This is a genomic window from Bifidobacterium anseris, assembly GCF_002860345.1.
Taxonomy (GTDB): Bacteria; Actinomycetota; Actinomycetes; order Actinomycetales; family Bifidobacteriaceae; genus Bifidobacterium; species Bifidobacterium anseris.
Genome location: NZ_NMYC01000005.1, coordinates 40,187 through 53,359, shown reverse-complemented (window position 1 = coordinate 53,359; position 13,173 = coordinate 40,187). Strand labels below are relative to the sequence as shown.

Annotated in this window: 8 protein-coding genes; 1 reads left to right on the top strand and 7 read right to left on the bottom strand. The window is 66.2% G+C overall.

All coding sequences use genetic code 11. The annotated features are described in order from the left end of the window. Nucleotides 1–67 precede the first annotated feature (67 nt). The 3 genes from CGZ88_RS05375 to CGZ88_RS05365 are packed head-to-tail and all read right to left on the bottom strand — an operon-like array spanning nt 68 to nt 7,033. Complete coding sequence (locus CGZ88_RS05375; RefSeq protein ID WP_231371410.1) at nt 68–4,057, bottom strand: lipid II flippase MurJ; 3,990 nt, start codon at nt 4,055–4,057, stop codon at nt 68–70. Continuing rightward, nucleotides 4,054–6,366 (bottom strand): DUF6049 family protein, encoded by a 2,313-nt coding sequence (locus tag CGZ88_RS05370; RefSeq protein ID WP_101671314.1) that lies wholly within the window; start codon nt 6,364–6,366, stop codon nt 4,054–4,056. Before CGZ88_RS05370 ends, CGZ88_RS05375 begins: the two co-directional genes overlap by 4 nt. A gap of 1 nt (nt 6,367) precedes the next feature. Continuing rightward, on the bottom strand, nt 6,368–7,033 hold the full coding sequence (locus tag CGZ88_RS05365; protein ID WP_026644952.1) for an NUDIX hydrolase: 666 nt from the start codon (nt 7,031–7,033) through the stop codon (nt 6,368–6,370). Between the two features lie 127 nt (nt 7,034–7,160). On the opposite strand from CGZ88_RS05365, the gene CGZ88_RS05360 reads away from it, so the two are divergent. After that, the gene (locus tag CGZ88_RS05360; protein WP_026644953.1) at nt 7,161–8,585 is read left to right on the top strand and encodes a CCA tRNA nucleotidyltransferase; all 1,425 of its coding nucleotides are present in this window, start codon (nt 7,161–7,163) and stop codon (nt 8,583–8,585) included. Between the two features lie 120 nt (nt 8,586–8,705). Here the strand turns inward: CGZ88_RS05360 and CGZ88_RS05355 are convergent, their stop codons facing one another. The 4 genes from CGZ88_RS05355 to CGZ88_RS05340 all read right to left on the bottom strand — a co-directional run bounded on the left by CGZ88_RS05355 (nt 8,706) and on the right by CGZ88_RS05340 (nt 13,013). Next, nucleotides 8,706–9,332: a LytR C-terminal domain-containing protein gene (locus CGZ88_RS05355; RefSeq protein ID WP_101671312.1), complete on the bottom strand. Its 627-nt coding sequence runs from the start codon at nt 9,330–9,332 to the stop codon at nt 8,706–8,708. Between the two features lie 45 nt (nt 9,333–9,377). Further along, the gene (locus tag CGZ88_RS05350; protein ID WP_051198535.1) at nt 9,378–10,310 is read right to left on the bottom strand and encodes a 4-(cytidine 5'-diphospho)-2-C-methyl-D-erythritol kinase; all 933 of its coding nucleotides are present in this window, start codon (nt 10,308–10,310) and stop codon (nt 9,378–9,380) included. Beyond that, on the bottom strand, nt 10,307–11,275 hold the full coding sequence (gene rsmA / locus CGZ88_RS05345; protein WP_101671311.1) for a 16S rRNA (adenine(1518)-N(6)/adenine(1519)-N(6))-dimethyltransferase RsmA: 969 nt from the start codon (nt 11,273–11,275) through the stop codon (nt 10,307–10,309). Before rsmA ends, CGZ88_RS05350 begins: the two co-directional genes overlap by 4 nt. A gap of 169 nt (nt 11,276–11,444) precedes the next feature. After that, complete coding sequence (locus CGZ88_RS05340; protein WP_101671310.1) at nt 11,445–13,013, bottom strand: aggregation-promoting factor C-terminal-like domain-containing protein; 1,569 nt, start codon at nt 13,011–13,013, stop codon at nt 11,445–11,447. Between the last annotated feature and the right edge of the window lie 160 nt (nt 13,014–13,173).

Sequence of the window (13,173 nt, the reverse complement as noted above, 5' to 3'; positions counted from 1 at the left end):
GCAAGAACGCGGCGGGGCAAGCGACTGCTGCCGCTTGCCCCGCCACGTTGTAGCGACTCAGGTTTCCTTAGAACGCCTGCACCGAGTTGATGTACAGCTGATTGCCCGGCAAGCTGTCGAGCGGCACCCACATGATGATGTCCTGCGTCTCGATCGGCTTCGAGAACTTGACTTCGGTCGTGCCGCCCTCGGCGAAGGTGAATTCGGCCATCTTCTCGCCGCCGGTCGGGTTGTCGGCCGTCGCGTTCGCGTAGACGACACCCTTGCCGCCCGAGGACTGGATCTTGACGACGAGCCGGTCGACGTTTTCCTTGTTCTGCAGATGCAGATAGTAGCCGTAGCCCTGCTGTCCGGCCGGACGGTCGAGGAACTGCTGCGAGGCGACCGGATAGGCGGTGTTGTTCGGCGCCTTCGACGGTGTCTCGGTCGGCTTCGGCGTCTCGCTCTGCCGATTCGCTGCCTCCGGGGCTTTCACGTCGCCGCCGTTGCGTTCGCCGAAGGGGACGTTGGACAGGTCGGCGTCCGGCCAGTACGTCGTGTCCTGCCTGCCGAAGCCGAACAGCGATCCGCTCGTCGCGATGCTGTGCACGGCGAAGCCGAGCGCGACGAGGATCGCGATGATGCCGACGATGATCGCGGCGCGCTTCTTGCCCTTCTTCTTCGGCTTCGGTTCGGTGACGTTCGACGTCGGCTGCGACTTCGGACGCTCCTGCGGCGCGAAGCTCGGCGGCAGCGCCGGCGCGCCCATAACATAGGTCGCGTCGATGTCCTCGTGCTCCTTGCGCAGTTCGCGCTGCGACTGTGAACCGTCGGGCACGACATTGCCGTTCTCGTCGATCGCCGGCAGATGGCCGGTCGACGACGTCGACGACGACGTGTCGACGGTACCGTCGCGCATCGAGGACACGTCGAGCGGCACCGTCAGACGCGACGGCGTCATCGGCGTCTCCTGGACGGCGTTCGGGTCGAAGGCCGTGAACATCTCGGTCGCGTTGTTCGGCGAGATCTCCGGGATCTTCGCGGCCGTGTCGTCGGTGCCGCCCATGATCGCCTTGCTCTTGTTCCACACCGCCTTGAACGAGCGGCCATTCGCCGCGTCCGCGTCGTCCTTCGCCTCTTGGGTCTCCTCTTCGAGTTCGGCGAGCGATTCGGGGTCGAGCTGCTGAGCCGGGAACATCATCGACGGCATCGTCTGCGACGAGACCATCGAATCGGGGATCGGCAGGATGTCGCCAGGCAGCGCTGGCTGGATCATCGCACGCACGATCGAACATTCGCCGTCGGCGCCGGTCAGCCGCAGATCGTGACGCGTCAGCGCATGCAGCGGCTTGCGCGCGCCGAGCAGCGCGTCCATTTCGGCCATCGTCACGAGCGGCACCGTCGGCTTGTCGCCCTCGTTCAGTTCGAGGCCGCGCTTGACGATGAGACGGAACTCGATCGGCGCGTCCTTGGGCAGCCGGTCGAGCGAGAATCGCGGATGCATCGTCGACGGCGTGCGCGTGAGCATGCCGTAGAGGACGCCGGCGAGTTGACGGATCGCACGGCGTTCGTCGTTATATGAGGCGGGCGTGTTCGCCGTGTCTGCGAGCGCGGCGCTCACCGGGGTATCGGCGAGCTGCACGCCGTTGCGCGTCAGGCGCACCGTGTCGGTCGACAGTGCGCGATGCGTCAGACGGTCGTGCTGCAGGAAACGGATCGCATCCATCGTCTCGCCGATGATCGTGCGCATCGCCTCGTAGCTGAGCGGCGGCGCGCCGGCACCATCGTCGCGCATGTATTCGGTGATTGAGACTCCGCCGTCGAGACGGGTGAGAATGACGGCGATGTCGCCGTCGTGCTGCAATTGGATGACCTGCGTGAAGCGCGGGTCGCGGGACGCGGCGAGCGTGCCGGCGAGCGCATTCGTGCTCGCGAGGACGGCGCGGTTGTTGACGATGAACAGCTGGCAGTCGCGCGACAGAACACGGTCGTTCGACTTCCACACCTGCAGGCCGGCCTCTTCACGCAGCGGTGACACGAGCGTGTATCGGTTGAGAATGGTATCTCCCAGATGAGGCTTCATGGTTTCCCCTGATTCGTAAGGCCGTGCGGATGTGTGCACCGTCATTCTACTGTTCGCGGTGGTCGTCGGCGCCGGCGTGCGCGGACGGTCGGCGGCGAGCGCAATCGGTGCTTCGGCGAGGCCTGCCGGCACCGGCGGGTCGAGCTGCACGAGCTCGTCGATCGGCACCGCCGGTGCGATGCGGCTGAGCTCGGGCATGACGCGCGTGCTGTCGTCGTCATAGGCGTCGGAATCGGCGGCGGCACCATTGGAATCATCAACGATGCCGTGGGCGGCGTCGAACGCGCGCTCCTCGCCGTCGACGGCGTCGACGACGGCCGGCGTTCCCGCCGCGCCCGCGCGGCGCGAAAGACGCGCGCGCAACGCGGCGACGCCCTGCGTGAGCTCCTCGCAGCGCAGCACCCACAGCACGGCCAGATAGACAGCGACGATGACGACGAACAGCACGATCGCCGCGCCGACCGACTCAAGCCAGCCGACGACGCCGGAGCTCGACGGATCGTTGACATGCAGCAGCCGGTAGATCGGCCCCTGCAACGCGAAGCCGATGACGACGCTGACGATCATCGCCGCGAAAGCCTTCAGATAGGTGAGTGCGATGCGGCGGCCGTCGAGCGAGCCGTCGAACCGTTTGCGCAGCATATGCACGAGCGGGATGAAGGACAGCAGATAACTCGCCGACGCGCACAGGCCGACGGCGGTTGCCCAATCGGTCGGCGGAAGGAAACGCGTGCACAGCAGACACGACGACAGCTGCAGCGCGTACATGATCGTCATGAAGACGAAGGGGGAGCGGCCGTCCTCGAAGGCGTAGAACGTGCGTTGGATGATCAGATACGCGCTCGCCAACGGCAGGCAGGCGCACAAGCCCATCAACGGGCCGCAGATGAGGATCGCCTGGTTGACGGAGACGGTCGGCAGCAGAGCGCGCGTGATCGCGAGCGGCATGACGAGGAAGAAGGCTGTGAACAGGAACATGATCGCGCCGACCGTGCGCAGCGCGCCGCTCAGATCGCCGCGCGCGCGTTCGATATCATGATCGGCGATTGCCGACGAGATCTGCGGGAAGATCGCTGTGGCGACCGAGACGGCGATGAGCGAATACGGCAGGATGTAGATCGTGTACGCGTTCTGATAAGTCGCGTTGCCGGCGACGTCGAACTCGCTGAGATGCATCGTACGTGCGGCGACGCCCGGCGCGCCCGTCAGAATGCGCGTGATGATGATGTTGGCGATCTGGTCGATCGCGACGATGCCCATGCTCCACGCGGCGATCGGTCCCATCGTGCGCAGGCCGATGCCGCGCACGCCGAAGCGCAGACGGAAGCGGAAGCCGGCGCGCAGCAGCGGCACGAACAGAATCAGCGCCTGGAACGTGACGCCAAGTGTCCACATGCCGGCCGTCAACGCGATTTTCGGCGTCGTCCACGCGCCGGCCGACGACTGCGAATGGTTGCCGTAGAGCACGATGAACAGGACGAAGCCGAGACAGCTGATGAGGTTCGCGCCGACCGAACTCCACGCGTAGGCACCGAATTTGTTCTTCACGGCGAGGATCTGGCCGAGCACCGTGTACAGGCCGTAGAAGAAGATCTGCGGCGTGCACCACAGCGTGAACGCGCACGTCAGGCTGATCAGCTCGGGGCTGCCGCTGACGTACAACCGCGTGATCCACGGCGTGAGCGCGGCCATCAGCACGGTGACGCCGAGCAGCAGCGTGACGGCGAAGGTGACGATCTTGTTGAGCTGCTCCTCGGCGTTGTCGCTGTGCAACGTGCGCACGATGTGCGGCACGAGGACCGCGTTGAAGATGCCGCCGGAGACGAGCGTGTAGATGACCTGCGGGATCATCGAGCCGGCCTGATACGCGTTCGCCGCCAGACCGGTCGTGCCAATCGCCGCTGCGAGCAGAATCGTGCGGATCTGGCCGGTGATGCGGGACGCGGCCGTGCCGGAAGCCATGATCAGCGAATTGCGGCCTACGGAAGAACTCATTCGTCGGGATCCTTCTTGCGGTGGAACTGTCGCCACAGGCCGAGTAGGCCGAGCGCGACGGCGAAGATGATGATGACGAGACCGCTCTTGTCGCTGATCTGCAGCGAACTGGTGATCGACGTCTGCTGCACTGCGCCGAAGAGGTCGCCGTCCCTGTCGGCGAGCTGCTCGCGCGCGACCGCCGTGCCGGAGGTCGTCACGCGAATCGAAATCGACGCCTGCGCCTCGCCGTGCGCCGGCACCGTGATCGGCGTCATGCGCGCCGTGACGATCTCGATCGCGTCAGTGCGCGACGAGATGCGCACGTCAATCGGGAACGGCAGGCTGTTGCTCACCGTGATCGGCATCGACGCCGTCTCCGACAGCACGCTGACGTTGCCCGACGGGTTCAACGTGATCGCGTCGAAGGCCGCGTCGGCGAGTTCGCGTGCGGCCGTACGCATCGCCGTGCACGACGTCGCATCGCCCTGCAGCGCGAACAGCGCGAGCAGGGCATGGGCATCGAGCAGCCGGCGCGCGTAGGCGGCCTCGGTCAGCCGGGACGTGTCGGAGGTCTCCTGCGGTGCGGGACTCGCGTCGACGGTCGCATGCGCCGTCGCCGTCGCTGCGTCGTCGTTCGATTTCGCTGTGTCGGTGGATGTCGCTGTGTCGGTGGATGTCGCTGCATCGTTCGGTGTCACGGCATCGTTTGGCGTCGCTGTGTCGTTTGATTTCGGCTCGGCCTTCGATTTCTTCGCGCCGCCGTCGCCGTCGCCGAGAATCGACGAGGCGAGTCGCGTCAGGTCATTGCGGCTCGCGCCGAGCTGCACGAGCGTCTCACGGACGGCGTCGACACGACCGCCGGACAGCCCGACGTTCTCATCGATCAGCTGCGGCATCAGATCGGAGGAGACGAGCGAATCCTGCGCCGCGAGGTCGGCAAGCGACGTCAGATCGATCCAGCTCGCGTCGCCGAGCGCATCCATCAGCATGCGCACCTCCTGCGCCGTCGCGTCTTCGCCGAAGCAGACGAGCAGCGTGCGCTGCGCGTACGGCTGCTCCATCTGATAGAACGCGCTCTGCGCGATGAAACGCGCGATGCGACCGGCGTCGGTGCGTTCGGCGCGCGCGTGCTGCGACGACGCGTGCGCGTTCGCGAGGGACGTGAGCAGCGGCTGTGTGCCGAGCACGGTGACGTCGCCATGTTCGGTCGGCGTGCGGTAGACGAGCGTCTGCGCCGTCGCATCGTCGGCGATGTTGAAGTCGCCGGTCGCGATCACCGTGTCATAGCCGGCCCCACGCGCCGCGTCAAGCGCATCCCTCGTCCAGCTGTCGGAACCCTGCCATGCGATCGTCGTCGCATCGGCGGACGTGTCGCCGAGCGCGTCGCGCAGTCGTGCGACGGCGCTCGCGGCGCTCCAATCATCGTCGTCGACGCCGGCGCGCGCATAGGCCTGCGGATCGCCGACGCGCGCGTATGCGGTGATGTCGAAACGCGCAGGCTGCATCAGCGCCGTCAGATGCGGCGTGCCGAGCGTCGCGAGCACGGCGGGATCGGTGACGACCTGCAGTTTCGGATACTTCGTGCTCAGCTGATCTTTATCATGCAGCGCCTTGCGTTCGGCGTCGCCGAGCGTCGCGACGGCGGACGCCTGCACATCGCGCGCAGCCGATGTGATGAGCTGCTGCCGCGTCTTCGCATCGGCGTTCCAATCGTACGACGTGAGCGGCATGACGACGCTCATGCCGATTGATGGCGTGCGCACGCCGGCCGCGCCGTCCTGCGAACGCGTGACGTAGGTGTTGAGCGTCGCGCTCGTCGGCTGCGCGTCGCCGCTCTGCGCGGAGTAGAGGATGCGCAGCGGGCGCGGCCCCCACGTCGTGAGCGCGGCGAGCGCGGCGTTGTCGGCGGCGAGCGTGGCGTGCACGCGCACGCGGCCGCCGGCCGGGATCGCCGCGACGCCGACGTGCGCAAGCTCGTGCGTCGTGTCGATCTGCGCGGTGCCGTCCGCCCACTCCTGCACATCGGTGCGCGAGATGAAGTTGTAGTCGGGATTCGTCAGGATGTCGATTGCGCCGGCGTCCATCGGCTGCGTCGTGCGGTTTTCGACGGTGAGCGTCGCGGAGAATCCGGAGGTCGCGGTGATGACGGCGGTGAGCGATTCGACGGCGAGCGCGACGCCGGACGCGTCGTTCGCCGTGGCGTCGCGCTCGTCGGCGGCCGCTTGCGGGATGTGCACGTCAAGCACCGTCGCGATCGCGATGAGCAGCACCAGCAGCGCGCACCAAGCACGACGCCGGGCGTGCGTATTGGTGTGACGTCGATTCACGTTAGCCCTGCCTGTTCAGTTTCCTTGCATACAGCCAAGCTATCTTACGCTCGTTGGGGTAACTGAGCACGTCGTCCAGATCGGCGAAGTCCACCCAGATGGCGTCCTCGGCCTCATGGTCCGGGTCGCCCTCCACCGTCAGTTCGCCGCCGATCTGGCGCAGCGCGAAGTGGTGGACGAGCTTGTGGACGCGTTGGCTGGTTCCGGTAAACCAATAGTCTATCGTGGCGATCGAATCAACGACCTCACCGAGGATACCGGTCTCCTCATGCACTTCGCGCACGGCCGTCTGCTGAGGTGTTTCGCCTTTTTCTATATGGCCTTTCGGCAAACACCATTCGAGGTGGCCGCTGCGTGAATGCCTCGCGATGATTGCGACGCGGCCGCGCGCGTCGAAGACGAGGCCGCCGGCCGAGTATTCGCGCACGATCGGCAGTTCCTGGGCGTCGAGCGACGCGAAGGTCGTCGGACGGTCGCTCGTGCGGCGGCGCGGCATCATCGCCGGCGTCGGCGTGTGTGGGTCGGGTTTCGCCGGCGCCGTGTCCGTCGTGATGTGCAGCGTCTGCGTTTGCGACGTGTACATGAGCGCGTCCGGCTCAAGCGGACTGTGGGCATGGTTGGCCGCAGCGTTGGCAAGCATGCGTGCAACGTCTGCGGGTGTGGTCATGTAGTCCACCTTACTCATGTTTTGCCGCCGATGGGGTGCGGGTATGCTTGAAGGGCAGAAAAGTGCCGGCGGAAACGCCGATGGGACGCGTCCGACGCGTCATGACGATTGCCGGAAAGGGAAACCTGTGGACTTCGAAGTGTGGCCGGAAGCCATTGAGCTGGGAGAGATGTTTGCCGATGCCGGGTACGAGCTCGCGCTCGTCGGGGGTCCCGTGCGCGACCTGCTGCTGCATCGGCCTTCGCATGATCTTGATTTCTGCACGTCGGCGCGGCCCGAGGAGTTCGAGCCGATCCTCAAACGGTGGGGACATGACGGCTTCTGGGACATGGGACGCAAGTTCGGCACGCTCGGCGCGCTGCGTCGGCGTCCCGACGGCACCGAAGTCAAGGTGGAGGTGACGACCTACCGTTCGGATGTGTACGACCCCGATTCGCGCAAACCCGAGGTCAGCTACGGCGATTCGCTCGAGGGTGACCTGTCGCGCCGCGACTTCACCGTCAACGCGATGGCACTGCGTGTGCCGCAGCTCGAGTTCGTCGACCCCTTCGGCGGCGCGAACGACCTGCAGCGCAAGCTGTTGCGCACGCCCGTCGACCCCCGTCAATCCTTCGACGACGATCCGCTGCGCATGATGCGCGCCGTGCGTTTCGTCGCGCAGCTCGGTTTCACGATCGAGGCCGGGACCGCCGAGGCGATCTGCGACATGGGTTCGCGACTCGAGATCGTCTCCGCCGAGCGTGTGCGCGACGAACTGACGAAGATGCTGCTGTCCGACCGCCCGCGCGCCGGCATCGAGGCATTCGTCGATTCCGGACTCGCCGACATCGTCTTCCCTGAAATCCCGGCGCTGCAGCTCGAAATCGACGAACATCATCGCCACAAGGACGTCTTCGAACACACGATGATTGTCGTCGACCGCGCGGTCGCGCTCGAAACAGGTCCCGACGGCCCGGTGCCCGGACCCGACCTCGTGCTGCGCCTTGCCGCGCTCATGCATGACATCGGCAAGCCGAAGACGCGTAAGTTCGAAGCCGGCGGCAAGGTCACGTTCCGCCATCACGACGCCGTCGGCGCCAAGCTCACGCGCAAACGCCTCAAGGCGCTGCGCTTCGACCATCACATCGTCGACGACGTCAGCGAACTCGTCAATCTGCATCTGCGGTTCCACGGCTATGTGGACGAGCCGTGGACGGATGCGGCCGTGCGCCGCTACGTCAAGGACGCCGGGCCGCTCTACGAACGGCTCAACCGGCTCACGCGCGCCGATGTGACGACGCGGAACCGCCGCAAGGAGCTCGTGTTCAGCACGGCGATGGACGAGATGGAGGAACGCGTCCGCGAACTCAAGGAGCAGGAGGATCTCAAGGCGATCCGCCCGGACCTCAACGGCAACGAGATCATCGCCGAACTGGGGATCGAGCCGGGGCCGGAGGTCGGCGCCGCCTACCGGCACATGCTCGACTATCGTCTCGATCACGGCCCGGTCGAGCACGATGTGGCCGTCGCCGAGCTGCATCGCTGGTACGACGAGCGCACGGCCGACCGCTGACGGGCGCGTTTGCGAACATCACCGGGGCGGAACTGACACAGAACGATCGCCAGGACGCCATTTTGCGAACGCCCCGCACACGACATGCGTGCGGGGCGTTCGCAAAACGGCTGGAGGGACTCAGCCGACCGCCGTATGGTCGGGCGCCTTCGGCAGCGACGTCATCTTGTCCGGCGCCTTGCAGCCTTCGATGTTCGGAATGTCGGAGCCGGTCTTCGGCAGATCCTCGGTCGGCACGAGATCCTTGAACGTTGCGCCGAGGACGACGTCGACGAGCTTGTCGGGACGGTCGTCCATGACCATCTGCGCGTCTTTGAAGTTGCTCGCGAGCGTGTACGCCTGCGGAATCGCGTTCTTGCCGAAGATGATGAGCGTGCGCTCCACCTTCGCGCTGTCGTAGTTGTCGACGCCCTGCACGACGAACTCGCGGTTCTCGAGCGCCTCGGCCACGGCCTGCGCGAAACCGGAGAACTGCGTACCGTTGAGCACGCGCACCGTCACCGAACGGTTGTCCACGTACTTCGGCGTCGAGCCGTCGGCCGCTGGGGACGCGCACGGCGCGGTGCGGTCGTAGTTTGCCGACTCTTTCGTTTGCGCCGTCTGGCCAAGGCCGCCCACATGGAAGAACACGAGCGTCGAGAAGACAAGCGCGACGACGAGCACGACGCCGACGATGCCGAACACGATCGACTGGCGCTTGCGTACGTATGCCTTGCGGGCCTCGCGCGCCCCGTTGTTCTGTGCCATACCTATCCCTTGTTGACGAGGTGTGTGTGGTCTCACCTTATCCCATTATGCTGACGCTGCCGGGTCATCCGCGGCCGCGTCAGCGCGACGTTCCGGCACATGCACGACCGGCGTCACCGGCGCCTGTGCGACGAAAAGTCGGTCGACGGCCTGCGCGTCTAGCCACGCCTGCTCGACCGCGTGCGCGGCGGCGTCGTCGGGCACGAAGGCGCACACCGACGGTCCCGATCCGGAGATGAAGGCGCGTGTCGCGCCGGCGGCCTTCGCCAGTTCGATCGCCACGCCCGAACGCGGATGCAGCGAGACGGCCGCCGCCTGCAGATCGTTCGGCGAGCCGTCGCCGCCGAGCACATCGAAGGCCGCGTACACCTCCGGCGTGCTCAGCTGGGCGCGGTAGGCGCCGACGAGCACCCGGCCGTCGTAGCCGTCGGCCCGCAACGCCGTGATGCGCGGATCGTCGACCGACACCGGCGTGACGATCTCGCCGTAGCCCGAGCCGTGCGCGTAGCCGCCGACGAGGCAGAACGGCATGTCCGCGCCAAGCGTCGCCGCGATCGGCGCGAGTCGTTCAATCGGCCAATGCAGATCCCACAGTTCGTTGAGCGCGAGCAACGTGCCGGCCGCGTCCGCCGAACCGCCGCCGAGGCCGGCGCCTACGGGGATGTTCTTCTCGATTGTGACTGCGACGTCCGGGTCGCGTCCGCAGGCCTGCGCCATCGCGAACAACGCGAGCATCGCATGGTTGCGCAGCATGTCGCTGCTCGACGCGGCCAGATCGCCCAGATACTGCCCGGAGATCTCGAGCGAGCAGCCGGCGCCATCGGGACGCTGCTCGAGCGTGACCGTGTCGTAGACGCCGACGGCGCAGTACATCGTGTCGAGGGAGTGGCGGCCGCCCCACGCCTCATGCCGCTCGCCGACGTGCAGTGTCAGGTTCGTCTTCGCCGGGCAGTCGACGCTCACAATCGCGCCGCTCATGCGCCGAGCTCCTTCGCGGCGTCGGCGAGACGCACGAATTCGTCGACGGTCAGCGTTTCGCCACGTCGAGTCGCGTCGATTCCCGCTTTTTCGAACGTGCCTTCCGGCACGACCTTCTTGAGTGCCGCGTGCAGTGTCTTGCGGCGCTGCCCGAAGGCGGCGTCGATGAGCGCGAACACGTCCTCGCGGCTCGACTTCGCCGCCGGAGCCTCGCCCGGCGCGTAGCGGTCGAAGCGCACGAGCGCGGAATCGACATTCGGTGCCGGCCAGAAGACGTTGCGGCCGATCGTGCCGACCGATTTCGCGACGCCGTACCACGCGAGCTTCACGCTCGGCGTGCCGTAGATCTTCGATCCGGGTCGCGCGGACAGCCGATCGGCGACCTCCTTCTGCACCATGACGAGGAACGAACCAAGATTGTCAAATCGTTCAAGCAATGTCAGCAGAATCGGCGTCGCGACGTTGTACGGGAGGTTCGCGACGAGCGTGAACGACGCGTCGTCGGCGAAATCAGGCAGATTCTGCGGCGCGAGCGTCAACGCGTCGGCGCGCACGACGCGCAGACGATCGGCGGCCTGCGGCATGAATTCGCCAATCGTGCGCGGTAGCCGCTGCGCGACGGGCGGGTCGATTTCGACCGCCGTCATCTGCGCGCCGGTTTCGAGAATCGCGAGCGTGAGTGAACCGAGGCCCGGGCCGACTTCGAGCACATGGTCGTCGGCGCCGACGCCGGCTTCACGCACGATGCGGCGCACCGTGCCCGGGTCGATGACGAAGTTCTGTCCGAATTTCTTCGTCGGGCTGATGCCGGCGTCGGCGGCGATGCGGCGGATGTCGGCGGCGCCGAGTAGATGGCCTGCGGCGGATGTTGTTTCAGTGGATGTTGCTGCGGTGGATGTTGCGGACGTTGTCGTTGCCGCGTCGGCCGTCGCGGCCGCGCGTTGTTCGTCGTCGTGTGCGCTCATGGGATCTGTCGTCTTTCCTCTGCATCGTCGTTCGTGATTGAACGAGGGTGGGTGACTGCGGATGGATTACCTATCGGCTATGGCTGAATGGGGGAATGAGTGGGATGGATGGCCGGAGCAGGGGGTGCGAGAGGCCGCCGGGCGCCAGGCGGCGGCGCTCATAGGCGGTTTAGTACCAGCCGACCCGTTCGGAATGCTCCCAGGCCTTCATCGGCGAGCCGTAGCGGCCGGCGATGTAGCTCAGGCCCCAGTCGATCTGCACGGCGGCGTCGTTCTTCCAGTTCGAGCCGAAGGCGGCCATCTTGTTGCCGGGCAGCGACTGTGGGATGCCATAGGCGCCCGAATACGGGTTCTCGGCGTTCCAACGCCAGCCCGATTCGCGGTTCCACAGCTTCACGAGGTCGGTCCAGTTCTGGCCGGTCCAGCCGTATTGCGCGGCCGCGCCGGCGGCATAGGCCTGCGCCGCCGAGGCCGACGGACGGCACAGACGGCAGCTCTCTGCAGGCGTGCTTGGCTGCGTCGGCTGCTGGGTTGGTTTCTGCGTCGGCTGCGGCTGCTGCGTCGGTTTCTGCGTAGGCTGTTGCGTCGGCTTCTGGGTTGGCTGCTGAGTAGGTTTCTGCGTGGGCTGCGGCTGCTGGGTAGGTTTCTGCGTCGGCTGCGCGCTTGGCTGTTGAGTCGGTTCGGCGCTCGGCTGCGGCTGTTGGGTAGGCTGCGCGCTCGGCTGCTCTGTCGGCTCATTCGTGCTCTCGCCGGCGTTCTCGTCAGGGCTGTTATCGCCAGTGGAATCGCTGCTATCGCCGCTGCCGTCAGCGTCCGTGCCGTCCGCCGTGTCAGCATCGTCATCATTCGCGCCGCCATTGCCGCCGTTGTCATCAGGCAGTTCGACCTTCTCCGGGCCGACTGCGACGACCTCGTCGAGCGCCGTCTTCGTCACGACTTCGTTCGTCTGCGTCTTGTCCACCGGCTTGCCGTCGACGTAGGTGACGCGATACGTGATCTTCTTCTCGCCGTTCTCGCCGGCCATGTCGACGCGCGTCGCGCCGGGGTCGAGCGTGTCGTCCTGCACAGTGCGTGTCGTGTACGGGATGACGACGGTCTCCGTTTCGTCGCCGTAGGTCACGCGCTGCACGCGCAGAATCGTCTTGCCGCCTTCCTTCTGCACGCTGACGCGGTCGTCCTTGCCGAGCGTGATGCCTTTCGAATCGAGGATCGACGCCGCCGGCAGCTTGCCATTCGGCGCGATCGACGTTTTGCCGTCGGCGATCACCGTGACCGGGCCGTCGGCGTTGATGACCATGCCTCCGGTGAGCTGGTTGTAGACGTTCTTGATGTCGACGGTGACGCGCGACGCGGCGACCTCGTTCTGTTCGAAGAAGTCGAGCAGCTGCTCGGCGCTGTCAGCGACCGTCCAGAACGGCATCTGCTGTCCGTCGATTGTGATCGTCGTCTGGTAGGCGCTTTTCACGGTGACGACGTCGTTGTTGACGAGCGTGCCGTCGCCGGTGTTCTTGACGAGGTCATGCGTTTTGACGTCGACGCCCTGCTCGCGCAGCAGACCGCTCACCGTGGTCGCGTACGTCGTCAGATAGCGCGTGTCACCGTTGACGTCGAGCGCGACCGATTTGCGCGCCGTGAACGCGAAGGTGAGACATGACGCCAGCACGAGCGCGACGGCGCAGACCATGACACGGATGCGGCGCAACGTCACGGTACGTCTCGGTGACCATCGCTTGGGCATGATTCCCCTTTTCCTGCTTTCCTGCACGTTGCTGTTCTGCCTTGATTGTACTGACGCGCGCCGCCATTTCGCCCTCGGTGTCCGCAAGGGTGTCCACGGCCGTCTCGCGATACCCCGACTGCGTCCCCCCGCAGCGTCCCGTTTCGTCGCCCGCGCCGAC